The sequence below is a fragment of the Oleiphilus sp. HI0043 genome (genome assembly GCF_001634935.1).
In genome coordinates this window covers 1-23,648 of the sequence record NZ_LWEY01001511.1, presented here as the reverse complement: position 1 = coordinate 23,648, position 23,648 = coordinate 1, and the positions used below count along the sequence as shown (strand labels likewise).

Sequence of the window (23,648 nt, the reverse complement as noted above, 5' to 3'; positions counted from 1 at the left end):
CCGTTTTCTTATTTACTAGCTTTTATTGCTTAACTGCATTGATTTCTACATCGGCATTATCGAAGCCCAATTTGTACCCAAGTGATACATGATGGAAACGGCCGTTGCTGTAATCGTCATGAATCGCGAAACCAAAGTTGTAGCTTTGAGCGGTGTCCAGACTGATATTGCCGTCACCGTCAGCTACCAGAGGACGCTTGATTTCAACCACCCACTTATTGCCAACTTTGTTTGCTATCGCTTCACTAATCACACCTTCGTTCATCAAGCGGTCTGCCAAGATACTGCCGTATTCAATACTCTTGTCACCCGACTTGTAGCGCACGATATCCATGAAGTGCTGAGCGTCAAATTCTGCTTTGATCTCAGCGTCTTCCTTACGCTTATCCCAACCACCAAGCGGTTTTTTGTTTCGGCCTTTAAGCTCAATCTTCGTACGGCTCTCTTTTAGATACTTAGTTACACTCTGACCCTCAGGCGCGAAAGGCATGTCATCGGCATCGGCATGACAGGTTCCCCAGCAACCTGCTCGATCTGCGTACTCAACTTCGTCAGTCGCTAACATAAAGGCCAATTTCATTTGATTCATCGCATCCATCTTGCCACCTTCTGCAAAGGGTACTGGCTGGTGTTCAGTATCTTCCCAAGTAAATTGCATATATAAGCTCTTGCTATCATGTGCTGCTTTAACCGCCACTGGAATGCTGCCACGCTTACCGGGAATCACCTGATCTTCCAGCTTCTCGCCTGTCACAATCTTTTGTCCAATATCTGCAATTTCTTCCTCATGACAGTCCATACAGCGATCACCTTTCGTGAATGAACGCTTACCACCATGCTTACGTCCTAATACCCACTCCATTGACGCCTGGCCAGGATAGAAAACACCGATTTCTCTTGCAGGTACTGCAGCCCAATTGATAGATGATTTTGCAGCAGTTTTCTTGGCGGGAGCCTTTTTAGCCTCAGTTTTCTTAGGCTTATTTGCAGCCTCTTTCTTAGCTTTCTCTGCAGCTAAAGCTGCCGCAATCTTTGCCTCTTCCGCTGCTTTAGCTGCTTGTTCTGCTGCTTTCTTAGCCGCTTCTTCTGCTAAACGCTTCTTCTCTGCTTTAGCAGCAGCTTCTTTATCTAAAAATTCTTGCCAGTGAGCCGGAATACCGATTGCGATTTCTGGGTCTGGTGTAGTGAGTTCGTCAATTTCTTCGTCAGTCAACTCATCATGCACAGGCTTGTGCGCAATACCTTTGTGGCAATCAATACAAGTGTTACCTGCTGTCATCGCATTCAAATGCTGTTTACGAGCGCGAGGCTTTTGGTTTTCTGGCAACATGGTTTCGAAGTCATGACAGTTTCGACACTCGCGTGAGTCTGTCGCTTTCATTTCACCCCAAACTTTCTTTGCCATCGTGAAGCGCTTGGCATCAAACTTTTCTGGCGTATCAATACTTCCCAAAGCTTTATGCCATAACTCATTAGAAGCTTTTATCTTACGAACAACTTTATGCACCCATGGATCAGGCACGTGGCAATCTGAACAGCTTGCTCTAACGCCACTGCGGTTGGTGTAGTGAATAGTTGACTGGTATTCTTTATAAACGTTGTCTTCCATTTCGTGACAACTGATACAGAACTCTAGGGTATTGGTTTGCTCCATCGCAGTGTTAAATCCGCCCCAGAAGATGACACCGACTAACATGAAAAATAATGCTGCCGTGACTGTCGCCCCGAACAATATTTTTCTCGTCATCAGACCTTTAACAAGATTTGCTGCACTCATTGATGAGACTCCCTAGAACTTTAATATTCTAAAATTCAATTACTTAAATCCGAGAAGGTTGAAGAAGAGCACCTAAGTACTCTTCTTCAGGAGTACTAATTACCTAGATAACTATTACTAACGGTAATTAGGTTTTGTGGTTAGCACGGTTAAACACGTTAAACTTACCAGTAGGCGTTGTTAAACCTTTAATACGAGTAATCTCTTTAAGAGTCTTCGCATCGTAAACAACGATTTCACCAGTTGGGTTCTTGTTGTCAGTTCGGTTCCAGACAGATACCCAAACCTCAGTACCATCTTTGTTGAACTCCATGTGCAAGGCCGCTTTACCTTCTTCTTCAGTTACACGAATAGTTTTAACGATTTCGTGTGTGTCCTTATCAAATACCTGAACACTTTGCTGAACTTCTGGCTCTGGGTGCTTAAGCTGATCTGCCCATACATATTGAGATGTTGGATGGGTACGAATAAATACGCCCGCACCGTCTGTCTCAACTGTGTAGCACAGCTTCCACGCTTGGTCAGGATGACCAATCGGGTCGTTGCCCCAAACAGATACTTCACCAATACCTAGGTGAGTCGTTGCACCAACAGGGCCACACTCTTTATCAGTCCAGTTAGCACCAGGACCCGGGTGAGGCAATGAAGCAACATCGATCATTTTCTCTAACTTACGATCTTTCGTATCAACAACAACCATCTTGTTTGAAGCGTTTGCTGCGATTTGGAAGTAACGACCTGTTGGGTCAAAGAAACCATCATGCAAGAACTTAGCAGTATCCATTTGATCAATACGTAGGTTATTGATGTCGCTGTAATCAACCTGCCACATTTGACCTAACTCTTTGATCGCAACCATCCAAGTTGGCTCATTAGGTGTTGTGTAGATCGCCGCAACGCGAGACTCTTCGACATACTCACCGTCAACATTAACACCACGAGAAGAAACTACTTTCAGAGGTTCAAGTGTTTCTGCATCCATGATTACGAAGTGCGGAGGCCAATAACCACCAGCGATAACATATTTGCCATCACCGGAAACAGCGATATCTCGTGCGTCATACGCCATTTGAGTTTCAGCTACCAACATCTTGTCTGGCGTCTGCCATAAATCGATCTTGTTAACCTTACCGTCACGACCAATGGTGTACCAGAAACGACCTACGTCTTTCGCATGATCAGTTTTATGGTGCTCAGTACCCTTGATTACGTGTACTGCATAACCCGTATCGATGTGTGCAACAATTTCATGTTTGTCACCATCGATGATGGCAGCAAGACCTGCATCACGCTCAATGACAACAAAGAAGTTCTCCCAATTACGGCCATGTAGAGGTTTAGTTGGATAGTCTTTAAGAGCGATATATTCTTTGGTCCGCTCTTTCATCATCGCTAAAGACATCTCTGGTGGAACAGGAGGCTCCAACTGAATATACTTCGCAAGAAGGTCAATCTCATCTTTAGTGAAGAGATCATCAAAGTTGTTCATGCCACCTTCAGTACCTAGCTCAATAATACGAGACAGACGCTTGGTTCCTTTCTTAAGGGTTTCTTCAGGCATCAAACTTTTACCTGTTGCCCCCTTACGTAATACACCATGACAACCCGCACAACGCTGAAAGTACATGGATTTTGCTTTGTCGAATTCTTCAGGGGTTAAGGTTGGTGCAGTGTTTGTTGCTGCCTGAACCCCGGCTCCCATGCCAACGCCCATTGCTAGAGCTAATGCTGACAATATATGTTTTGTGTTCTTCATCGTATGCGAACTCCTGTTAATTGTTGTCGCTATTTGTCGTTTGGGTCTTTTGTCCGACTTCCCCCTTTAAGCCGTGAATCCCCAATAAAGCTATAAGAAGTGCTATGTTCGAAAAAAGTTACTACTCCAAAAATATGTGTTGCTATCTTCTTACAACGTCTCTCTCAAAACGTTATCTTCCTCTCTAACCACACCTACCCTTAAAGTGGTAGATACCTCCTTCCTTCGTGGATAGATCATTTGAAAAGACGGTTTACTTGACCTCAATCAAATTAACACCGCTCCCTCACTGCCATACTCCGCTTCGATTCCGGAGGTCTCACCTAGCTATACTCAAGTTTCGTACCAACACATAAAGCGCTGAAAAATAACAATATTTATAACAAGGGAAATCATAATGACCGCCTTAGCAAGAAATCATTTCGACAACAGTGAGGTAGATATGACAACAACAGGTTCATTATTCGAGACGATTACGTCGATCATTTCCGACCTCCCTAGAGACTTACCTGAAGCAAGTCGCTATCAGCGACTGCTTAACAATATGCAGAATATATTTCCGTTCGATGCGGCGGCGGTTTTGAAACTGGAAGGCAGTCAACTTCGCCCTATTGCAATGAAAGGATTAAGCGATGACGTACTAGGAAGACGATTCATCATTACTGAACATCCCAGACTGTCTCAAGTGATCCATTCAAAAGGGCTGGTACACTTTGAGGCGAACTCAGACCTACCTGACCCTTACGATGGATTAATCGGTGAAAACAACCAACACCCTGATGTACACGACTGTATGGGCATTCCCTTATTAATTAATGAAAAGCCGTGGGGACTACTTACCTTAGATGCGCTTGAACCTGGCACCTTTGACCAGATTGATAAGGACCAGCTGAGGACATTTACCAAACTCACCGAAGCGGCGGTTAAGGCAGCCGAACGAATCGATTCACTTGAAGCCAGTGCAGCTCACCACCGATTAGTCAGTCAAACTTTGCTGAAAAGCTCTGACAGCGAGATGATCGGCCAGAGCGATGTGATGATGAATCTGAAAGATGAGCTAGATATCGTCGCACAATCTGACTTGAGTGTACTGGTACTCGGTGAAACAGGTGTTGGTAAAGAGCTCGTCGCACGACAAGTTCACAATATGTCTCCACGCTCCAAAGGGCCGTTGGTTTATGTAAACTGTGCAGCGCTCCCCGAGAATATTGCAGAAAGTGAATTATTCGGTCACGTCAAAGGCGCATTCTCTGGCGCGGTTTCAGACCGAGCGGGGAAATTTGAAATCGCACATGAGGGGACACTTTTTCTTGATGAAATTGGTGAGCTTCCCTTGTCCATCCAGCCAAAGTTACTCAGAGCGCTGCAAAGCGGCGAGATTCAGCGTGTCGGCTCAGATAAGAACATTCAGGTAGACGTACGTATCGTCGCCGCAACCAATCGCGACTTACAAAACGAGGTCGCAGAACATCGATTTCGAGCAGACCTTTACCATCGACTAAGTGTCTACCCGGTTCACATACCCCCTCTTCGAGAAAGAGGCAAAGATATTCTCTTACTTGCGGGTTATTTACTAGAAATAAATCAAAAGCGCTTAGGTGTCGAAGGACTCAGAATCACGAGCGATGCCAAGCACCTCCTCACTCAATATGATTGGCCCGGAAACGTACGAGAGTTAGAACATATGCTCAGCCGCTCAGCATTAAAAGCGATTGCTGATCAAGGCCGACACAACCGTTCCATCGTTATCGACGCCTCCTACCTGGATATTCACCTTCAAAACGGTCAGCCAAAAACTAACGGCAAGGAACACCCGCTAGTGAATGAAGAGAACAGTAACCTTTTTTCATTTACACCAAAAGGTAATCTTAAAGACGCAGTCGATGATTTCCAGAGAAATTATATTATTCATATTCTGGACCAACATCAGGGAAACCAGGCGGCTGCAGCACGTGACTTGGGCGTAAACCGAAGTAATTTCTATCGCTTAATTAAACGCCTGGAGCTATAAAGGCTTGAAGAGAAGCGAAGCTTTCCCTTGATTCAAGTCTAAAGTTCATCATAATTAGCTAAGATCTGACCGTTGGCGTCTGCATGAAGCAATGCGACACAAGCTCACTTTTCTTAGGCGTCTTTTACTATGCAAGCTTTAGAGTGGTTATTACCGCAGTTGTCCACAACAACATGGACAGCACATATTCTGGTATTTGTATTCAACATTGGCTTATTCCTGTATGCAAAGCCGATTATAAGCTTCATTGATGGCGCACGTGATAGCGGCGTCAAAGTCACACTGTTTCGCGCCTTAAACGGCCTGGTGCTGATTCTTCATATCGTCCATCTGGTTTTTCTCAGACTCAACAATAGCTACGAAAACTTCTTTATACACTTGGGTTTAAGTCTCACCACTCTGTATCTCAGCATCCTGATTTACAGTATTTGTAGCCGCCAATCTCGCAAGAAGTTCGGCCTCGAAAAAGTTGTTGATGAGAAGCCTGTTTTTCTAGACACCTACTCAAGCCGTCTAGTAGATATCATTATCCTGTTTGTCATCATTCTGGCAACGCTGTTCACCCTCATTAAAATTTGGGGCGCCGATAGTATGCTGGAAACGACTGGCATATTCGGAATCCTATTTGCCTTCCTAGCCTTTACCAGCAACATCTGGGCACCTGATATTATTAGCGGCTTAATCATCCTGAATACGCAAATTCTCGAAGACGGAGACGTCGTCGTCATCGGCGATGATGAAACGGAGTATGTCATCAGCAAGGTAACGCTGATATATGTGATTCTCTACGACATCCGTAATAACCATCGAACGCTCGTGCGGAACAATCAGTTCATTCAAAATAAAATCGATAACCTCAGTCGCGTAGCGAGTACTGATGGCGTACGCCAAGCCTTGAGCTACAACATTGGCTACCCTGAATTTGATGGCAAAACAAAAGACGAACGACAAAAACAGCTGGCAGACTTCAAAGCGAAAATCGATAAGTTTTTTAGCCTTGCGCAAGAAAACTGCCTTGAAAAACCCGATATTAAAATCAACCAAACCCGGCAATTCGAGTGGGCACTTACGCACGCGGGTGATTACGCACTAGAATATACGCTGTGGATCTATCTTGATCGAATTCCAAATACAAAAGTTACGGCAACGATTCGAAAGCATTTGATGGGAACAATCTTTCGCGTGAATGACGCGGTATATACGGCGTCCATTATTGAGGGCATTGATTTATCCACACCACAATTAGCGAAACTTGAGCTAAAAAACGTTGAAAATGCTGGCAAGCTTAGCGAACTAGCTCAAGCCTAGAGGCGGCTCATGCTCTTCATTGCGGGAGTCGATTGCTTCTGCATCTCTTAGAGCCTTAACCAGCACCGCATGCTCGTGCGTGGCTTGACCTGAGTGCAGATAATGCTTTGCTGCATCTACCACTTTCTGCCACACCTCAAATCGGTAATTTAAGCTTAACAGAGACTTGGCTATGAAGTCAGAGTCCACACCACTTTCACGCATTTCAGCAGCTTTGGCTAAGGCTTTTTTTAGTTCGTCATCGCTTGGTTTAGTCATAAGTAATGTGCCCCTTCTCCACAAAGAATAATGCCATAAGAACTGGCTCATACTTTAAATATAGCTTATTTGAAGCAATTAAGAGCAAATGCAACGCTTGAGAAAAACTTTAAGGAAAGCAGAAAAGAAAAAGCCGACACTGAAGGCATCGGCTTTTTAATGAATATTCAGCAAGGACACTTAGTGGTCGATAGACGTAAAAATCTTCAAGCCATCAGCTGTTTTGATCAAGTTATAAGACTCACGCCAGTTAGAGACCGTGTCGCCCGAATCGTTCATCATCGTCCATGTGACTGAGGCAAGGAAGCAGCTACGGCCAATCTCGGTGACTTCGAGGTTTTCGTACTTGGTATGTGTTACACCCTCTGCAGAGTGTTTATCAAGCAAGCTTTGGAAATATTCGACCAGGTCAGACGGCGCTGCACACTCCCATACTGCGGCATCTGAAGTGACAGCCAAATAAGGCGCTTGGTATCGACTTGCAATCAGGGCCCCATCAAATGAAGAAAAATCTCGCACAAAGCGGTCAAAGAATTCTTTTATATCATCAAGCATATTTCAGTTCTTATCGCTCAAGGTTACAGGAAGATAAAGAGCCAGAGCCTAGAATCGGCCATTACTCATTTAATGCTATTCAAACACGCAAACTTATCTACTTCAAGCTTTTCTCATGATAGCTTGTGAGTCACGGTTACTTTCAATAAGCGACAACTTGCTTAATGTGAATAAGCTCAGGCACTGAGCTTTATGAAGATGAATTATCTTTAGTATGTTAAGGTAATTTTTCTCAAATTAAATAGAGCTATGACAAGCAAGGTATGCACAACAAAGGTAAAAGAATTCCCGGTAGAAGGTGGATGACACGAGCTGCCGTGGCAATTATTTTTCGGGATCACCCTAGCCAAGGTCGTCAGGTTTTGCTGATCAAACGCGCCGAGCGACCGGGTGACCCCTGGTCTGGTGATATGGCTTTTCCTGGTGGTAAGATGGACGCTACAGATGCCAATATTTATCACACGGCTCTGCGCGAACTACGAGAAGAAATAGGCTTAGATGCCGGCCACCTAGCACCATTAGGGCGCATATCTGACCAGCTCACCAAAACCCACTCAGGTCTACGACCAATGGTTATTTCAGCATTCACCTTCGAACTACAGCTGAATGTGGATTTTGTATTAAACCATGAAGTCGCTGAAACTTTATGGGTGCCAATCAAGCATTTTGAACTTCCGGCCAACCGTGAAAGTATGCAATGGAAGGCTCGCGGGGTATCACTAACAGTGCCTTGCTATTGGTACAAAAGCCGACGCATATGGGGTTTAACCTTACGAATGATTGACGAATTTACAAAGTAGCAATAGTAGTGATGGAAGCGTTACAAAATACTCACCTCAAGTGTCAAATTAATTCAACAAAGTTTTGCTAACATTTCAGTTACTTTTCGACTATATAATGTAGTAATAGTTTAAACAGGTATACCCATGAGCAAGTATTCTGACGCGCCCTCAAATAATCGACAAAATGTCGAGTTATCCGAGAGCGTCAAGTGGCTGCGATTAGCTGTTGCAAAAATAAATGAACTGTCTATTCCCGCCACCCCTGAAGTCTATAGTGTTTGGTACGAATATTATGCAGATAGAAAACTCGACCTAAAAAAAGCGATTGATAAACGTATATCCAAAGGCGGAGATTTTTCCGCGAGCACTTGTGAACATTTGTTCAACGAATATTTCGTTGAAATTCCTGAACAAAAGCTTAGTGAAATGCGTCAAGCGATAAGAGCCTTGATCACCTTACTTCAATCCGAATTAAGCGAACTGAATAGCGGCATGGAGTCCTATAGCGCTGCTTTATATTCCTGTGCAGACGACCTGACTCATGACCCCGAGGTAAACTCCCTTCAATCAATTATTCAGGTTCTATTAGCAGAAACAAAGAAGTGCAGATCCCGAAACCACCAAGCGCTCAGCAAGGTTTATCATCTAAGTTCAGAGATTAACAGCCTTCAGGAGTCTCTAGAAAAAATGGGCGAAGAGGTCTACCAAGATAGCCTTACAGGCGTAGGTAACAGAAGAGGCTTTGATGAGCAGCTCAGTACTGCGATAAAAAAATCCCAGCTAGATAATAGCCCTTTAGCCTTAATTCTTCTGGATATTGATTTCTTTAAACGTGTAAACGACGCGCACGGACACCTTGTTGGAGACCGGGTACTACGCTTTGTCGCCGAGACGATCAAGCGCAGCGTGAAAGGCGGGGACTTTGTTGCCCGTTATGGCGGCGAAGAGTTCGCAATCATACTCCCTAATACCGAAGCAGCTGGTGGCAGCTCAGTCGCTCATCAGGTTCAAGCAAACGTCGCAAAAACAAAGCTCACCAAGAAGAAAGGTGGCACCCCGATAGAAAGTGTCACTATTTCAGGTGGCTTATCCATACTAAGAGAGTGCGACACCGCAGAAAGCTTTCTAAACCGAGTCGACGGCCTGCTTTACGATGCTAAAAGTGCTGGCCGGAATATGATTAGAAGTGATTGTCAGCAAGCTATCAAGATTAAAATAGAGTCACAATAAAAAAAGACAATGGCTCAAGTTAACCTATAATCAAATAAACACCCGCCTACCAAGCGGCATGCTCCGCTCATATTTGAGCTCATAAATCTACACTCATATAAAACCTTATGTCACTGGAAGAATTTGCCAAGAAACGCTTTCTCATCGTCGATGAACTAGACTCCTTCCGTTTTTCTACCAAAAAGACACTGATGTCACTTGGCCTTAAGCTCGTTGACACAGCAAGCAGTGCACAAAATGTTGTCTCAGGTTTTCAGAACGTCAATTACGACGTTACGCTGTGCAACTATGACTTAGGCAAAGGCAAAAACGGCCAGGAGTTACTTGAGGAGCTACGCTACAAGAAACTGTTAAAGTTCTCGGACTTATTTTTTATTGTTTCAGCCGAAGTTGATCGCAGTAAGGTTATGGGCACCGTCGAGAACGAACCCGATGGCTACCTGGTAAAACCGATCACACCCAATGATTTGAAACAACGCTTAAGCAAAGCGCTAAAAATGAAAGAAGCGATGAGTGCAATTGACACTGCTATAGATGATGGCGACTATCACTCAGCAATTGCATATTGTGACGAGAAAATTGCCGAGAAAGGCAATTACGTACTTCGCTGCATGAAGACAAAAGCCTGGCTGCTAAGTAAAATCGGACACATCGACGAGGCACGCGAGCTATACGAAGGCATCCTTAAAGCAAGCGATTTTACCTGGGCCGAATATGGGCTGGCAAGAATCATGATTCGGCGTAAACATTATGAGGATGCAGAAAAACTACTACGGGTCATAATTACCAAAGACCCGGAGCAAGTTGAAGCTTTGGACCTTCTTGCGCAGGTACTGCAAAGACAAGATAAAACCAAAGAGGCCCAGGCAACCGTCGAACAAGCTATCTCGCGGTCTCCAAACTCCCTGCACAGACAAAAGCAATTGGCAGAGCTATGCTCAGAAAATAAAGATAGTAAGGGCGCAATCGAAGCCTATCAAAACGTAATGAAGCACAGTGAACAGTCTGTCTACGCCCGGCCAGAACACTGCTTCGATTTCGTTAATTACCTTGCAGACGTTGCCAAGCAAGAGGGTGGCGATATCAATGCCAACCCACATGTTAAGGAAGCCTTCGACTTGCTTGATAAAAGTGCCAAACGCTTCGCTAATCAGGGGAATATCGAAGAGCATACAAAATTAGTCGCTGCCAATGTCAATGCAAATATCGGCAACATCGACGAAGCCAAGCAAGCTCTTGACGACCTGCTAGGCGAAAGTCATGACGCTCAAGACCTCTCTGCGAGTAGCCTTAAACTAGCAGCACAAACACTAAGCAGTCTGGGGGAAGAGGACAAGTCGGAACATTTACTGGAACGCGCGGCTGACCTGGCAAAAGAAGATAGTGCACTGGTTGAAGATATTTACTCGCAGCTCAACAAGGGAATTGGCAGTGAAACCCGCCAGCGAGCAGCTAAAATTAATAAAATGGGTATCAAACTCTATGGAGAGAAAAAAGTTAAAGAGGCAGCAGAGGAGCTAAGACGCGCCCTTCCCCTCACCCCAAGGCATATCTCGCTCAACCTGAATTTGGCGCAAGTACTACTACGACTATATAAACGCAGTGCGGATGCTAGCTTATTGAAAGAAGTCGACGAGTACCTGCATCGAGTCAGACATATTCCCCGTCACCACAAAGAGTATTCACGCTATCATTATTTAATCGAGCGCCGCGCCAGCATGGAAGAAGCAAAAGACTAAAGCGACTCCTCTTTCAGTGGCGCTTTCTTCCTACCTTCTATATAGCGACGGAAATAGCTTCGTAACAAGGGTATGCGGTAAACCAGTATCCCACAAAAAATTAACACACAACCCAGCAGCTGATTGCTTGTCATTCTTTCGCTTAAGAAATATGCGCCTAAGATTGCTGTCCACACGGGCTCCAGAATAAAAACCATGGCCGCACTGTTTGGGTCCAGTTTTGCTAGCGCTTTAGTTTGCAAGGCGAAACGTAAACTTGTAGCGATAAAAGCGCTGCACAACAGCCACACCCAAGCCATATAGGATAAATCAGCTGGCCAACTCTCAGTTAGCAGTGCGGCAACTGTCGCGACGATTGCAATGGCGACAAGCTGTAAAGATGTCAGAGCCATATAAGAGATACCTTGTGCATAACGCCCCGTCAAAATGACATGCAGCGCAAAACCCAAAGTTGACATAAAGAAGAAAGCATGGGATTCCTTAAATTCAAAGCCCAAACCACCTCCTGGCTCAGCCCGTAATGCTAAAAGCGCCAAACCAATAACTGCGGGAATCAACGCACAAATAAGGTAGAAGGTGATCTTGGTACCAAAGATTAGTCGCGCGATTAGCGGAACGAAGACGACTGCCAAGCTCACGATAAAAGCACCTTCGCCGATATTATCGGTTTGGTCCACCGCTAAGACCCAAAGCAACAATGCACAACCTAACAGGATACCCGTACCTATTCCCTTAACAAACTGATGCCGCTTAAGCACCACCAATTGCGGCCAGGACATTAGAACCAGCACCAGCGCCGCTAATGAAAACCTCAGTGCTAAAAAGATGTAAGGTGAAAACTCTGCCAGGGCGCTTTTGGTGAACACCCATCCCGCAGCAGCAATAAGCGTCACCGCAACGAGCAGCAGTTCGTAATTTCGTATCGAATGAGAGATAGCCCTGGCCTTAAATGTCATTAGTGCAAAAGCGCTTCACGACAATAACAGAAACCGCCCAAGAGTTGTTGACTCTAATAACATTGAAACACTGTTTTCTAATGATTAACTTGCCATTAAATACTTCTCGCCATATCGTTTACTTAGCTACAACTCCACCAAAACCGTCAATATAAAGGTGCAAACTCAATGTTCCCCGATATGCCTGGTAAGCCTTCAGCATCCTTGCTTAAAATCACCTACCTTATTTATGCCTTACATATTTTTAGTGCTATAAGTGGCCTGTTAACGCCAGCGTTTATTCTGACGGCTTTCCTTACCGGCTGGCCTTCGATCATAGCATTGGTTATGAGCTATATCTGGCGGGGTGATGCCGACGGTACCTTCTTGTATTCCCACTTTGACTGGTTAATCACAACTTTCTGGAAAGCCTTGGTTGGTTTAGTCATTGCCTGGATTCTGATCGTGACCATTATTGGCGCAATCATTGGGGTTCCTATTATGTTGGCAGTTGGCGTTTGGGTACTTTACCGATTAGGAAAGGGGCTATTTGCTTTGAATGATAGGCGCCACCTAGCATGAGCCATTCGCTATCGTCTCAAATTTTAAACGTGACCAGGGCTCGTTCTATTATTAAGCTTGAAGATATCCAAAGCTTATGGAGTGGTTACGGAGTAATTAGCCGGTACAAGTTGGAAGGCTGTCAGGCAAGCCAAGTCATCGTAAAACACGTTAAGCTTCCTGAAAAAAGTCAGCACCCCAGAGGCTGGAATACTCAGCGCTCTCATCAACGAAAAATATACTCCTATCAAGTTGAGTGTGCCTGGTATAGAGATTTTAGCGCACTATGCGATGAATCTAGCAGAGTCCCAAAGTGCTTGGACACTGCAAGCTCTGAGGGTGAGTTTTTAATCATCATGGAAGACCTTGCAGCCGAAGGTTTTCCTATTGTAAAAGAGTCAGCAAAGCTTACAGACATGCACACTTGCTTGGGCTGGCTAGCTAACTTCCATGCCAAATTTATGGGGCACGCACCCGACTCTTTATGGAAAACAGGGACATATTGGCACCTCGATACTCGCCCTGATGAGCTTGAAGCACTAGAAGATCAAGCACTAAAGAGCGCTGCCTCACGAATCGACTTCGCACTCGCAAGCAGCCCTTATCAAACCTTCGTACATGGCGACGCCAAGTTGGCAAACTTTTGCTTCTCTGAAGATGGCAAGTCTGTAGCAGCTGTAGACTTTCAATACGTAGGGGGAGGCTGCGGGATGAAAGATCTGGCCTACTTTATTGGCAGCTGTTTGCATGAAGAAGACTGCCAGCGCTATGAAAATCAGCTACTCGATAGCTACTTTGAACAACTTAAACAGGCTTTGCTCAAACACCAAAGCAATATAAACCCTAGCAAGGTTGAAGCCTCCTGGCGCCCTTTATTTTCAGTGGCATGGGCCGACTTTCACCGCTTCCTTAAAGGTTGGAGCCCTGAACATTGGAAGGTCAACGCCTACAGTGAGCAGCAATCACGCAAAGTAATCTCGCAACTAAATCAAGCTAAGGAGAGTTAGGCATGAAACTCTCCCCCACTGATCTCAAGGAACTCGCTCAATACGCTCGAGAAGCAGCCCAACTGGCAGGCGCTGTCATAATGACTTATGCCAATAAGAAAGTTGAAATCCTAACTAAATCGACAGGTTCAAGCGAAGCATCACAAGTACTAACCGAAGTCGACTTGCGTTGTGAGAAGCTAATTCTTGATCATTTGGACGACAGCGTAAGAAAGTACAACTTGGCAGTACTCAGTGAGGAGCAAGAAGATGACAAGCAACGCCTGATAAAAGAAGCTTTTTGGTGCATTGACCCAATAGATGGAACGCTAGCCTTTACACAAGCAAGACCTGGTTATTCTGTATCAATCGCCCTGGTTTCGAAAACAGGTAAATCTCTAATTGGTGTGGTATATGACCCGGTAAAAGACAGAATGTACTCGGCTATTACAGAGCAAGGCCTCTATTTGAATGGCCAAGCCTGGCGCCCGGAAAACGAACTTCGTACTGAGCAGCTAACGCTCCCCTGTGATCGCAGCCTTCTAAAAAGGCCTGACTTTCCTGATATCCACAAAGCAATCGACCAATGGCGTACAAATAAGGGCTTAACTCAAATCAATGAAATTCATCACTGCGGTGCAGTAATGAACGCCATACAGGCTTTAGAAAATCCACCCGCATGCTACTTTAAGCCGCCCAAAAAAGAAGACGGCGGCGGTAGCCTTTGGGATTTTGCTGCCACCGCGTGTATCTGTTCAGAAGCCGGTGCATTTGTTTGTGATTATAAGGGACAAGTTCTAGAACTGAATAAAGCAGACAGCACCTTCATGAACCAAAACGGCGTTATCTTCAGTACCGAAAAAGAGCTTGTAGCCGTGATTCAGTCTTTGTATTCCGGCTAGATTCAACTCGCTTTTGAGTAGAAACTGTCACAGCAAGCTTTAGCAAATTTATTCTTGAGTCTAGCTTCAATGCCATCAACCAAGACTTTCTGTATTTCCTGATCACTTACTGTATTGATCTGCCGAATGGCTGAAGGGCTAGTAATATTAACCTCGGTAATATAACCACCAATAAAGTCGAGCCCAGCCAGAGCAATGCCTTCATTTAATAAGAAAGGGCGCATCGTATCGATTATATACTGCTCTCTGAGCGAAACCTCTCCAGCTTCGCAACGCGCACCCTGATGAATATTCGCCAGAAAATCACCTTGCTGTGGCAATCGATTCACCACACCTATAAACAGGACTTAGACTTCTCATCCGCCGAGCAACAATTTCTCATCAAAAAAGACATTAACTCTGTCATGTTGGCAAAGTTCGCTTTGCAGTATAAGTTTCTACTTTCCCTTTGCTGGCTAAGCAAAGCGCATTGCATCAGCTTGGAAATATGATGTGACAAGGTTGAAGCAGGTATACCCAACTTTTTCTGTATGTCGCCCACTGTCATACCACTCTGCCCCGCCTGGATCAGAGTCCGAAAGATTTCAAGGCGAGTAACATTACCCAAAGCTTCTAATTGTTTTGCTGCATTTTCGATATCCATAATAGGGAGCTTATAGATAAACTGCCTCCACCACAACCATACTTCCAGAATATTGGAAATATAAAATAGAAACCTGACTAAGACTTAAATAGGTTTAGTCTCTAACCCGACCGCGAAGCGCCTTGGTTCGACTGTGTTTGGTCTTACTATCCATGCGCTTTCGCTGAGAGTTTCGACTAGGTTTCGTTGGCCGCCGGGTTTTATGAACAACCGTTGCTGCTTGAATTAAAGCCACTAAACGAGCCAGCGCATCTTCACGATTCTTCTCTTGGGTACGAAACTGCTGCGCCTTGATCACTAAGACGCCCTCTTTGTTGATACGGCTATCCTTAAGGCCTAGCAGCCGCTCTTTATAAAAATCCGAAAGCGAAGATGCTTTGATATCAAAGCGCAAGTGAATGGCAGACGAAACTTTATTCACATTCTGACCACCCGCACCTTGAGAACGAATAGCAGAGAGCTGAAGCTCTTCATCAGGAATAGTGACGTAGTCGTTAATCTTAAGCGGCATGAGAAAGGTATTTAATGCATTGAATATACCGCTAACAGTAACTTATAACTCACGGGGATGACAGGAAAAAACACAAGTCTCACGTTCAGCTTTCATTCAGCTTACTTGTTTCACAATGTACAGATATTAATAAACAAGCAGGAGTATGTATGAAAAGCATAAACAAAGCGGCGGTACTGATAGCGATCACAATGCTGATTTCCGGCTGCCATATCACAAGCCAGCAAGGTTCTTATATACTGGAGATCGAGACCACACCCTATAGAGAAAGTGATAGCAGTTGGGCAAGGGCAACTGAAATCATCTTACGTCACCACCAACTTTATTACTCTCAACAAGATTTATTAGACTATCAGTATGTATATTTAGATACAGAGAGCACACCGACTATCGATGACATCAGTTGGCTCTTATGGGATTTGGGAGGTTTAGATAGCTATGTTAGCGGAACATTAAGCCTGATTGAAATAAGGTCTCAACTACGTCAAGGCAGCCCTGTCATGCTTCAATACGGACCGTATTATAGCGGGCACTACCTTGTGATCTATGGTTATGACGACCACGACAGGGTTTATATCCATGAACCTGGCTACGGCACCCGAGTGATACATTATACGGATTTATATTACCAACGCTTTCATGGTAAGGGGCACTACTGGGAGTCGAGCTTACTGATCGAGCCTTAGCTGGCGGCACTTATCCAGTCTAATTGTGCTTCACGAACAAATGCCTTTATCCACACAGCCTGAAAAGGAGACTTTTTAGGATAAGGGCAACTAGAAATACCTAAACCGGCCTTTGCCTTCTCTATCGCATGCTGCCGAACTGATTCTGCTGAGTTTGTACGAGCCATGACCACCCTCAATGTAAATATTTACATTAAGTAAAGACGCTAAGCTTCTATTTTTCAACAAATTATTTAATATTTTAGGCAGGCATTTTTACTTGCCTGCCTCACCTATCGGCATAAAGGCTTTATCTCAAACGCCGACGCGAAAAAATTATTTAGACTCTGCTCGCCCAGTAAACTTGCGCTCTTCAACATTGATCTTAATACGGTCACCAGTAGAAATGTGCTCTGGCACTTGTACCGTTAAACCCGTCGTTAAGATTGCAGGTTTGGTACGCGCGGTAGCCGAGCCACCTTTTAAAGCTGGGTCAGTTTCTACAATTTCCAGCTCAACAGTACTAGGTAACTCCAGTGCAACCGGAGCCTCGTTTACCATCACAACCAGCAAGCCTTGCGCATCTTCGGCCATAAACAATAACTCATCAGCGATGCTTTCTTTATCCAGACTATATGAAGAGTAGTCTTCGCTATCCATAAAAACGTATTCATCACCATCAGCATATGAAAAAGTTACCGGGCGGCGGTCCAAATCTGCAAGTGACAGCATATCGGAGTCTTTGAAAGTTTCATCAATCTTATGGTTTGTCGCCACATTGTACATACGCATACGATACAAACTTCCGCCTGCACGGCCTTGTGGAACAGAGCGCTCGATATCGCGAACAATATAAGCTTCACCATTCATTTCAACGGCAGCGTTCTTCTTAATTTCACTTGCTTTAGGCATTCGTTTTAACTCCTGAATATTGTTTTGGCGCTATTATAGTCGGGTAAACTTGGAATTGATAAGGTGAAGTAATAAAAGAGTTTCATATCTATCTCTATAAGCAACGTTATTTTGCATGATACACAAACTTAAATTTAATGACCCAATATGTGTAAAATAGCCGCCCCAACTCACAGGAAATATTAATGATCTTTGGTTTGCTAATTTTATGTGCGATAAGCATCTTCGCTTCATTAGTCACTGAACTGTTTAACATTCCGGTACCTGGTGCGATTCTAGGCCTGCTGTTATTGACCGGTATATGTGTATTACGGGGCAAAACAGGGGCCTCTTTAGACCGCTCCAGCCAAGTACTGACTATTCTGATTCCTTTGCTAATCATGCCTTCGTGTATTGGCATTATGGATCACTGGCACCTGATAAAAAAAGAATGGCTAGCGATTCTGATAGCAATTTCCAGCAGCGTTATCTTTACCCTAGTGACCACGCCTTGGCTGATCGAAAAGCTAGAAAAAAGCCAAGAACTTGAGGAGTCTTAGCGGTGGAACTAATGTCTGAATTTAAGCTCCCCTACTTCTTTGACCTGTCTATGATATTAACAACAGCAGCCGTTTACTGGGCAGTCAGAAGAATTTACCTTAAGTCAGGCCTTCACCCTTTATTGCAACCTGTACTCCTCGGTTCAGGGACCATGATCGCGCTGCTCTTAACACTGAATATTTCGTATCAAGATTACTTCGAATCAGTACAAATAATTCATTGGTTCCTGGCGCCCTCAATTGTTGCTTTAGCCATCCCCTTATTTTATGAAGGCCGCCATATGCGTTCAAAAATAAAGACTCTCATCGCCCTAATATGCTTGGGAGGTTTTTTGACGGTATTGCTTGCGGTAGGCGTTTTACTTTTGTTCAAAGCAAGTGACGAGTCAATTCTTGCCATGCTCACCAAGTCGGTCACCACAGCGGTTGCTGTGCTGGTTTCAGAAGAAACTGGCGCGGTCGCATCTTTAGCAGCTGGCTTTGTGATGATTACCGGCGTTTTTGGTGCAGTCATTGCACCGCTTGTGTTCAAACGCTTTAATATTACAAATGACGAGGAAAAAGGCCTTGCCCTAGGGCTCAGCGCACATGCCATTGGCACGGTTAAAGCTTTTGAAATTAGTTCCAAGTGCGGCGCTTATTCGATTCTTGCAATGATCGTCAATGGCATTTTTACCGCGATCTTACTGCCATTATGCTTCTGGTTGTTCTAGCAGCACACTCCTGGTTCATCGCTGAGATGGCACTCAGGAAATAACGACTCTTAAGACCTTGAAAATCAGAACGCTTTTCTAGCATACCCGGTTACTTCACTCACGCCCATCTCTCGACCGAGCGCCGTCAATGGATGCACGACTACAAGCCCTTTCACAGACTTCTTGAGTTTACCCATGTCTGCCTGCTCTTCTTTGAGAAGCGCTCGATGAAACTTCATTGCCTTAAGTTGAGCGCATTTACTACTTACGTCTGAAGCTTTTGCCTGCTTTAAAGCAGAAATCTGTTTATTGATAGACTCGATATCACGCTTTGTTTGCCCGACCAATACCTGATTAAAACGCTTCTCTGCGGCCACTAAGGTATTCCGTTTTTTGTCTAAGGTATTTTGTAGTGCTTGAAGGTCTTGCTTGAAACTCATGATAACTCCTGGCGCAAAGGGAACTACTGAATATTAGACGCAGTAGTCAAAGGGAGCGAGATTGTACAGTAATTAACCAAAGGATTCGATCACAATTCAAATAACCCGAGCCTCCAGCAATAACAACGAGCCAAAAACTAAAAATTAGTGCATATACTCTACTACTAAAAATTAATGTGATGAACATCTCGTACTGTGAAGTTACGCACCAAAAATGTTTATAGTTTGCCGTATCTTGCGGCACAACAAGCCCCATACGGGATATTGTGATTTACTCGGGTATAAGGCTTTCAGATTAACTCAGGTGCTAGGCAGGTATGCGATGACTCAAGAATCTTCAATGGTAAAAGAGACCCTCAAAGGGAAAAATATTTTAATCACAGGGTGTACCGGGTTTCTCGGCAAAGTTGTACTCGAAAAAATTATTCGATCCACTCCCGATGTTGCCAGTATTCATTTACTCATTCGCGGCAACGCACGATACAATTCAGCTCAGGAACGTCTTGAGCAAGAAGTACTTAGCTCTTCAGTCTTTGGACACTTAAAGAGCCTAGATGAACAGGCATTCAAGAACTTTTGTCTGACAAAACTTAACATCGTCAGCGGCCAACTAACAGATAAGCTATTCGGCTTAGACGAAGATAGTTTTGATGAACTTGCTTCAAAAATCGACGTCATCGTAAACTCTGCTGCGAGTGTCGACTTTAGAGAACCGCTAGACAAGGCTCTAGCAATCAACACCTTAAGCTTAAAGAATATTATCGAATTATCGCAGCGTGGAGAAGGAACACCCGTTGTACAGGTTTCGACATGCTATGTTCATGGCTTAAACAAAGGTGAGATTTACGAAGAGACAACAGGGCCATATAAACGAAAAGTCCCACGCAATGCACAAGGTCACTATCTAGTCGAAGGTTTAATCCATTCACTACAAGACAGAATCGCACGCGCATTTTTGCCCTCAAGCACGAAAGAAGAACAAAAGAACGCCTTGGTTGACCTGGGGATCGAGCAAGCCCATCGCTACGGCTGGAATGACACTTATACCTTCACAAAGTGGCTTGGCGAGCAGCTACTAATAGAGAAACTAGATACGAGCTCTCTTGTCATACTTAGACCTTCAATTATCGAAAGTACACTTCGTGCGCCAGTACCTGGGTGGATTGAAGGCATAAAAGTTGCCGATGCCATTGTATTTGCCTACGCTCGTGGAAAAATCTCTTACTTCCCTGCTGACCCGCATGCAGCAATGGACATTATTCCCGCAGACTTAGTCGCTAATAGCGTTATTCTGTCCATGACCAAAGCACTGAAGTCACCCGGCGAAACAAACATTTACCAATGCTGCAGCAGCTCATCTAACCCGGTGACAGTTGCTGAACTAAAGCGCGCAATGGTTGATGAAGCCCAATCAAACTACAAGGCCTACCCAAAGCTGTTTAAGGCTAAAAAGCCTTCGAAAGAATTTACCTTTGTCTCTAAGTCTGTCTTTGAAGCATCGATGAAAGCAGCTCAAGTGCCGCTGGATATATTGCAAGACGTTCGATCAAAAATCGGCTTTAAAAAACGCAAAAACCGCATGCACAAGAATATAGATACAGCCTTAACCTTGTCGACCACGTTTTCTTTTTATGGTTTTCCCAAATACCGCTTTCATAATGGCAAGCTACTAGCCTTAGCTGAAGAGCTAGGCGAAAAGTCTGACGGAGAGTTCCCTGTCGATGCCAAGCTAATTAACTGGTATCGATATTTTGGTAAAACCCATTTAGCCGGCATTGAAAAATATGCGATAAACGAAGTTGCGAAAAATGCACTGGTTAAGCAGGTGAAGACCAAAGAATTGTCCGTTACTGACTAATAGATAAACTGAGCCTTTAGCCAGCCCCGATTGAACATTCCCTTAGTCTAATCGGGGCTGGCCTTTGTCTACTCGCTCAAGCTTACAGCGTCATAATGTACTGAACCAAATCTGAAACCTCCTCAGTATTCGATGTACACCATGGGTGTGGTGTCGCTGGTAAACCAACCGGGCCAGGTGTCCCCATTTCATCTACACCAAATTCACGACGCATCTTCTGGTAATCCCAGTAGTAGTGGTCGTCATCCCAAGACACTTCACTAAAGTATTTGTGCTTTTCGATAAAGCGGTTGCGCTTGTAACCTCGATCCAACCTGGTAATGTAGTCCGACTTGGGCACCCTGAATACATCGCCTCTGCGATTTAAGTCCGGTGTAGTAATCGGCTGATCGACAGAGCCGGGCGCAGGTCGAACCGGTGCATGCAAGGTGTAATATTGTTGGTACATTTCAGAGTTGCTATCACAACGAGCTGGAGATACCAGATCACTCATATTTCTCACGTGACCGTCAGATAGCAAGCCACGATTCTGCACCCAGTACATATCACGTAAGAATGTCGCGCGAATCGACTCGACCTCTTTTTGGTAAATCGTTGGAGAGAAAAATCTGCCAACTTCATCCAAACGCAACATCTTTTCATTTGTGTTGGCACCGACGCCATCATTGTGGCAGCTGCCGCAATCGCGATCGAAGGTCTCTTTACCTCTTGCTATCGCTGCAGAAACTTTTGGATAGGACTGCCAGCCCTGGCTAATAAACTGTCCTTCTTGCAATGCTGGTATTTCGCGCGTTTTCGTTACCTCTTTATCTGGTTGAGGTATCTTAATACCAAACCAGCCCCGCTTAGGCGGCTGCGGTACCATCTCGGTATAGGTCTCTATGACTGTACCGGTTTCTGTTTGGTCGACAAGTAAACCCTTCTGCTTCAACCAGCGATACATACCAATTTCACGTAGTAAGTCATCGTCCTCATCAAGCTGGGTCATGTACGCGGTTAAGGCTTGTAAAGGCGCTTTTCTCATTGCCCCTTGCGCACCGTCCGGCTCTTCTGCATGCACATAAGAACCTTCAAAACCGACATAGGATTCGGTATGCGACAGAGAACGTCGAATCGACATATAGTTGGTCACATTTGGAATTGCGATCGGTGAAAACTGATAATCATTATCGGTATGGCTGCCCTCTCCTTTGATTCTAACCAAGTTATGCTCACCGGCACCGGCAGGCATATGATAGATCAACATATCTTTGGCAACTTTTTCTTCTTCCGGTGCCCAGTCTGGCCCTGGCTCCTTCTCATAAATGCCCTTGAAGGTTTTTAGCGGCGTCTGTAAAACTGTCCACTTCATGGTCCATTCAGGGTTAGGCAAGCCAGGGAAAACCTTTGTTTCATCTTCGCCATTGACGTTTTGGTAAGTGATTTGATAACCGTGGCACGACGCACAGTTGAAACCGGCAAATTCACCCGGCCCTGTATAAGGGTGATTACCTTCTGCATAGCGATATCCTACCCAACCTGTATCTTTTGTATTGCCTTCAAGCTTGGCAGAACCCAAGGTGAGGAAGCCGGGGATCGGGGTTGGCATTGGGTAAGGATCAAAGTAAACATCATCCATCGCTTCATTCGGCACTTGCCCTCTGACCGTTTTATAGGCGCCAAACAACTCTCTCGGGTCAGCATAGCCTCCTTTAACCGGGTCAAACGAACGATAGTTAAAGATCGCCTTCCAATCCAGGTTTCGTACCGCATGTGCGACACCAATATTGTAGTCGTACGACCAGAATATCTTTCGACCTTCTGTCACCAAATCAGAGAAGTTCGGGTTATTAACATCTATATCAATCGGCGTGCTGGCAACGGCATCACTCAGCTGTGACACAACGTCACATTCATGCTGAAACGTATCGCTGATAATACGAGAGGTCTGTGCATCAATAACGGTATGTGGAGAACCTGGGTGTAGCAAGGACTCATTATAACCCGTTCGTTTTTGTACCTGCACAATCAAGGGACCGCTGCTAGCATGGTCAGGTACCCTGAATACAATACGGTCATCTTGCCAGCTAATAACGTTTTTATCCCATGCATCAACTTGCTGCTCTGTTTCGTAATTAACCTGATCTGACACAGCAAGCTTCTGATCAAACATACGTAAATCAGTTTCAAGAATACGGGTATTACCCAGCATGATTTTGCTAAAATCTATATCCACACCTGCACCGAAGTTTGAGCCGATTAGCGTGACAATATCGCCAGGTACAAGTACCGGGCTTTGAGTCCCCATACGAGTCCAGACAAGCTCATCACCCACCTTTATCATATCTATGAACGGCGTATTCAAGGCCTGAGACGCTGACTCGGCGCGTAAGGCTTCTCTCGCTAAATCACTGGCACAAACTTCTTCTTGGTGAGGAAATTCACCCGGTAAGCCTGAAAGGTCAATCGTAGCATTGGCAATGCTTGCGGATGCGGCCACAAGCACGGTGATGGTTTTCTTAACTAAACCCGGCATGGTTATCCCCTTGGATATCTTAATATATTTATTTTTATAGCCCAAAGAACACAATGTTTTACAGCTACCT

At 44.7% G+C, this 23,648-nt stretch carries 24 protein-coding genes; 12 read left to right on the top strand and 12 right to left on the bottom strand.

Translation table 11 applies throughout. The features are described 5' to 3' along the window. Window positions 1-22: 22 nt before the first annotated feature. Window positions 23-1,777, bottom strand: coding sequence for a NapC/NirT family cytochrome c (locus A3729_RS21905; protein WP_068634270.1), 1,755 nt, complete (start codon window positions 1,775-1,777; stop codon window positions 23-25). Between the two features lie 127 nt (window positions 1,778-1,904). Further along, window positions 1,905-3,533 carry a cytochrome D1 domain-containing protein gene (locus tag A3729_RS21900; protein WP_068514287.1) on the bottom strand — a complete coding sequence of 543 codons (1,629 nt, stop codon included), beginning with the start codon at window positions 3,531-3,533 and terminating at the stop codon, window positions 1,905-1,907. A gap of 397 nt (window positions 3,534-3,930) precedes the next feature. Here A3729_RS21900 and norR point away from each other — a divergent pair, with 397 nt between their 5' ends. Both norR and A3729_RS21890 read left to right on the top strand, forming a co-directional pair. Next, window positions 3,931-5,544, top strand: coding sequence for a nitric oxide reductase transcriptional regulator NorR (gene norR, locus A3729_RS21895; RefSeq protein WP_231872120.1), 1,614 nt, complete (start codon window positions 3,931-3,933; stop codon window positions 5,542-5,544). A gap of 129 nt (window positions 5,545-5,673) precedes the next feature. After that, window positions 5,674-6,852: a mechanosensitive ion channel domain-containing protein gene (locus A3729_RS21890; protein ID WP_068514284.1), complete on the top strand. Its 1,179-nt coding sequence runs from the start codon at window positions 5,674-5,676 to the stop codon at window positions 6,850-6,852. On the opposite strand, the gene A3729_RS21885 is transcribed toward A3729_RS21890, so the two are convergent. Both A3729_RS21885 and A3729_RS21880 read right to left on the bottom strand, forming a co-directional pair. Then, window positions 6,838-7,110 carry a hypothetical protein gene (locus A3729_RS21885; RefSeq protein WP_068514281.1) on the bottom strand — a complete coding sequence of 91 codons (273 nt, stop codon included), beginning with the start codon at window positions 7,108-7,110 and terminating at the stop codon, window positions 6,838-6,840. The two genes, A3729_RS21890 and A3729_RS21885, sit on opposite strands and share 15 nt — an antisense overlap. 180 nt (window positions 7,111-7,290) lie before the next feature. Continuing rightward, window positions 7,291-7,665: a hypothetical protein gene (locus A3729_RS21880; RefSeq protein ID WP_068514279.1), complete on the bottom strand. Its 375-nt coding sequence runs from the start codon at window positions 7,663-7,665 to the stop codon at window positions 7,291-7,293. A gap of 302 nt (window positions 7,666-7,967) precedes the next feature. Here A3729_RS21880 and A3729_RS21875 point away from each other — a divergent pair, with 302 nt between their 5' ends. The 3 genes from A3729_RS21875 to A3729_RS21865 all read left to right on the top strand — a co-directional run bounded on the left by A3729_RS21875 (window position 7,968) and on the right by A3729_RS21865 (window position 11,416). Continuing rightward, the gene (locus A3729_RS21875) at window positions 7,968-8,465 is read left to right on the top strand and encodes a CoA pyrophosphatase (RefSeq protein WP_197470177.1); all 498 of its coding nucleotides are present in this window, start codon (window positions 7,968-7,970) and stop codon (window positions 8,463-8,465) included. Window positions 8,466-8,591: 126 nt separating this feature from the next. Continuing rightward, entirely contained in the window at window positions 8,592-9,677 is a 1,086-nt protein-coding gene (locus A3729_RS21870) for a GGDEF domain-containing protein (RefSeq protein ID WP_068514273.1), read from the top strand. A gap of 107 nt (window positions 9,678-9,784) precedes the next feature. Further along, complete coding sequence (locus A3729_RS21865; protein ID WP_068514271.1) at window positions 9,785-11,416, top strand: tetratricopeptide repeat-containing response regulator; 1,632 nt, start codon at window positions 9,785-9,787, stop codon at window positions 11,414-11,416. Here the strand turns inward: A3729_RS21865 and A3729_RS21860 are convergent. Then, a complete protein-coding gene (locus A3729_RS21860; protein ID WP_068514268.1) occupies window positions 11,413-12,372 on the bottom strand; it encodes a DMT family transporter in 960 nt (319 codons plus the stop codon). The two genes, A3729_RS21865 and A3729_RS21860, sit on opposite strands and share 4 nt — an antisense overlap. A 168-nt stretch (window positions 12,373-12,540) precedes the next feature. Here A3729_RS21860 and A3729_RS21855 point away from each other — a divergent pair, with 168 nt between their 5' ends. From A3729_RS21855 to A3729_RS21845, 3 genes are read left to right on the top strand one after another with little or no spacing between them, the layout of a single operon-like run. Beyond that, window positions 12,541-12,933, top strand: a complete 393-nt coding sequence (locus tag A3729_RS21855) for a hypothetical protein (RefSeq protein WP_068514263.1) — start codon at window positions 12,541-12,543, stop codon at window positions 12,931-12,933. Next, entirely contained in the window at window positions 12,930-13,919 is a 990-nt protein-coding gene (locus A3729_RS21850; RefSeq protein ID WP_068514260.1) for a phosphotransferase, read from the top strand. Before A3729_RS21855 ends, A3729_RS21850 begins: the two co-directional genes overlap by 4 nt. A gap of 2 nt (window positions 13,920-13,921) precedes the next feature. After that, on the top strand, window positions 13,922-14,800 hold the full coding sequence (locus A3729_RS21845) for a 3'(2'),5'-bisphosphate nucleotidase CysQ (protein ID WP_068514256.1): 879 nt from the start codon (window positions 13,922-13,924) through the stop codon (window positions 14,798-14,800). A gap of 2 nt (window positions 14,801-14,802) precedes the next feature. On the opposite strand, the gene A3729_RS21840 is transcribed toward A3729_RS21845, so the two are convergent. From A3729_RS21840 to arfB, 3 genes are all read right to left on the bottom strand, one after another. Further along, window positions 14,803-15,129 carry a hypothetical protein gene (locus A3729_RS21840; protein ID WP_304438921.1) on the bottom strand — a complete coding sequence of 109 codons (327 nt, stop codon included), beginning with the start codon at window positions 15,127-15,129 and terminating at the stop codon, window positions 14,803-14,805. 5 nt (window positions 15,130-15,134) lie between these two features. Further along, on the bottom strand, window positions 15,135-15,443 hold the full coding sequence (locus A3729_RS21835; RefSeq protein WP_068506631.1) for a helix-turn-helix transcriptional regulator: 309 nt from the start codon (window positions 15,441-15,443) through the stop codon (window positions 15,135-15,137). Window positions 15,444-15,537: 94 nt separating this feature from the next. After that, on the bottom strand, window positions 15,538-15,954 hold the full coding sequence (gene arfB, locus A3729_RS21830; protein WP_068514252.1) for an alternative ribosome rescue aminoacyl-tRNA hydrolase ArfB: 417 nt from the start codon (window positions 15,952-15,954) through the stop codon (window positions 15,538-15,540). A gap of 149 nt (window positions 15,955-16,103) precedes the next feature. On the opposite strand from arfB, the gene A3729_RS21825 reads away from it, so the two are divergent. Continuing rightward, window positions 16,104-16,640, top strand: coding sequence for a hypothetical protein (locus tag A3729_RS21825; protein ID WP_068514249.1), 537 nt, complete (start codon window positions 16,104-16,106; stop codon window positions 16,638-16,640). On the opposite strand, the gene A3729_RS31810 is transcribed toward A3729_RS21825, so the two are convergent. Together A3729_RS31810 and yeiP are read right to left on the bottom strand one after the other, a co-directional pair. Then, window positions 16,637-16,807, bottom strand: coding sequence for a hypothetical protein (locus A3729_RS31810; RefSeq protein ID WP_156490659.1), 171 nt, complete (start codon window positions 16,805-16,807; stop codon window positions 16,637-16,639). The two genes, A3729_RS21825 and A3729_RS31810, sit on opposite strands and share 4 nt — an antisense overlap. A gap of 148 nt (window positions 16,808-16,955) precedes the next feature. After that, window positions 16,956-17,531: an elongation factor P-like protein YeiP gene (gene yeiP, locus A3729_RS21820; RefSeq protein ID WP_068514246.1), complete on the bottom strand. Its 576-nt coding sequence runs from the start codon at window positions 17,529-17,531 to the stop codon at window positions 16,956-16,958. Window positions 17,532-17,716: 185 nt separating this feature from the next. On the opposite strand from yeiP, the gene A3729_RS21815 reads away from it, so the two are divergent. Both A3729_RS21815 and A3729_RS21810 read left to right on the top strand, forming a co-directional pair. After that, complete coding sequence (locus tag A3729_RS21815; protein ID WP_068514244.1) at window positions 17,717-18,070, top strand: CidA/LrgA family protein; 354 nt, start codon at window positions 17,717-17,719, stop codon at window positions 18,068-18,070. A gap of 11 nt (window positions 18,071-18,081) precedes the next feature. After that, window positions 18,082-18,783 carry an LrgB family protein gene (locus A3729_RS21810; protein WP_068508010.1) on the top strand — a complete coding sequence of 234 codons (702 nt, stop codon included), beginning with the start codon at window positions 18,082-18,084 and terminating at the stop codon, window positions 18,781-18,783. 65 nt (window positions 18,784-18,848) lie between these two features. On the opposite strand, the gene A3729_RS21805 is transcribed toward A3729_RS21810, so the two are convergent. Beyond that, on the bottom strand, window positions 18,849-19,205 hold the full coding sequence (locus A3729_RS21805) for a YibL family ribosome-associated protein (protein ID WP_068554580.1): 357 nt from the start codon (window positions 19,203-19,205) through the stop codon (window positions 18,849-18,851). Window positions 19,206-19,527: 322 nt separating this feature from the next. Between A3729_RS21805 and A3729_RS21800 the strand changes: the two genes are divergently transcribed. Continuing rightward, window positions 19,528-21,063, top strand: coding sequence for a fatty acyl-CoA reductase (locus tag A3729_RS21800; RefSeq protein WP_068554578.1), 1,536 nt, complete (start codon window positions 19,528-19,530; stop codon window positions 21,061-21,063). 82 nt (window positions 21,064-21,145) lie between these two features. Here the strand turns inward: A3729_RS21800 and A3729_RS21795 are convergent, their stop codons facing one another. Then, window positions 21,146-23,578, bottom strand: coding sequence for a hypothetical protein (locus tag A3729_RS21795; protein ID WP_068514238.1), 2,433 nt, complete (start codon window positions 23,576-23,578; stop codon window positions 21,146-21,148). Window positions 23,579-23,648: the final 70 nt, after the last annotated feature.

Excerpts from the sequence above, each read along its gene's own strand:
- A3729_RS21905 (WP_068634270.1), bottom strand. The coding sequence starts at position 1,777 with ATGAGTGCAGCAAATCTTGTTAAAGGTCTGATGACGAGAAAAATATTG.
- A3729_RS21900 (WP_068514287.1), bottom strand. The coding sequence starts at position 3,533 with ATGAAGAACACAAAACATATATTGTCAGCATTAGCTCTAGCAATGGGC.
- norR (WP_231872120.1), top strand. The coding sequence starts at position 3,931 with ATGACCGCCTTAGCAAGAAATCATTTCGACAACAGTGAGGTAGATATG.
- A3729_RS21890 (WP_068514284.1), top strand. The coding sequence starts at position 5,674 with ATGCAAGCTTTAGAGTGGTTATTACCGCAGTTGTCCACAACAACATGG.
- A3729_RS21885 (WP_068514281.1), bottom strand. The coding sequence starts at position 7,110 with ATGACTAAACCAAGCGATGACGAACTAAAAAAAGCCTTAGCCAAAGCT.
- A3729_RS21880 (WP_068514279.1), bottom strand. The coding sequence starts at position 7,665 with ATGCTTGATGATATAAAAGAATTCTTTGACCGCTTTGTGCGAGATTTT.
- A3729_RS21875 (WP_197470177.1), top strand. The coding sequence starts at position 7,968 with ATGACACGAGCTGCCGTGGCAATTATTTTTCGGGATCACCCTAGCCAA.
- A3729_RS21870 (WP_068514273.1), top strand. The coding sequence starts at position 8,592 with ATGAGCAAGTATTCTGACGCGCCCTCAAATAATCGACAAAATGTCGAG.
- A3729_RS21865 (WP_068514271.1), top strand. The coding sequence starts at position 9,785 with ATGTCACTGGAAGAATTTGCCAAGAAACGCTTTCTCATCGTCGATGAA.
- A3729_RS21860 (WP_068514268.1), bottom strand. The coding sequence starts at position 12,372 with ATGACATTTAAGGCCAGGGCTATCTCTCATTCGATACGAAATTACGAA.
- A3729_RS21855 (WP_068514263.1), top strand. The coding sequence starts at position 12,541 with ATGTTCCCCGATATGCCTGGTAAGCCTTCAGCATCCTTGCTTAAAATC.
- A3729_RS21850 (WP_068514260.1), top strand. The coding sequence starts at position 12,930 with ATGAGCCATTCGCTATCGTCTCAAATTTTAAACGTGACCAGGGCTCGT.
- A3729_RS21845 (WP_068514256.1), top strand. The coding sequence starts at position 13,922 with ATGAAACTCTCCCCCACTGATCTCAAGGAACTCGCTCAATACGCTCGA.
- A3729_RS21835 (WP_068506631.1), bottom strand. The coding sequence starts at position 15,443 with ATGGATATCGAAAATGCAGCAAAACAATTAGAAGCTTTGGGTAATGTT.
- arfB (WP_068514252.1), bottom strand. The coding sequence starts at position 15,954 with ATGCCGCTTAAGATTAACGACTACGTCACTATTCCTGATGAAGAGCTT.
- A3729_RS21825 (WP_068514249.1), top strand. The coding sequence starts at position 16,104 with ATGAAAAGCATAAACAAAGCGGCGGTACTGATAGCGATCACAATGCTG.
- A3729_RS31810 (WP_156490659.1), bottom strand. The coding sequence starts at position 16,807 with ATGGCTCGTACAAACTCAGCAGAATCAGTTCGGCAGCATGCGATAGAG.
- yeiP (WP_068514246.1), bottom strand. The coding sequence starts at position 17,531 with ATGCCTAAAGCAAGTGAAATTAAGAAGAACGCTGCCGTTGAAATGAAT.
- A3729_RS21815 (WP_068514244.1), top strand. The coding sequence starts at position 17,717 with ATGATCTTTGGTTTGCTAATTTTATGTGCGATAAGCATCTTCGCTTCA.
- A3729_RS21810 (WP_068508010.1), top strand. The coding sequence starts at position 18,082 with ATGTCTGAATTTAAGCTCCCCTACTTCTTTGACCTGTCTATGATATTA.
- A3729_RS21805 (WP_068554580.1), bottom strand. The coding sequence starts at position 19,205 with ATGAGTTTCAAGCAAGACCTTCAAGCACTACAAAATACCTTAGACAAA.
- A3729_RS21800 (WP_068554578.1), top strand. The coding sequence starts at position 19,528 with ATGACTCAAGAATCTTCAATGGTAAAAGAGACCCTCAAAGGGAAAAAT.
- A3729_RS21795 (WP_068514238.1), bottom strand. The coding sequence starts at position 23,578 with ATGCCGGGTTTAGTTAAGAAAACCATCACCGTGCTTGTGGCCGCATCC.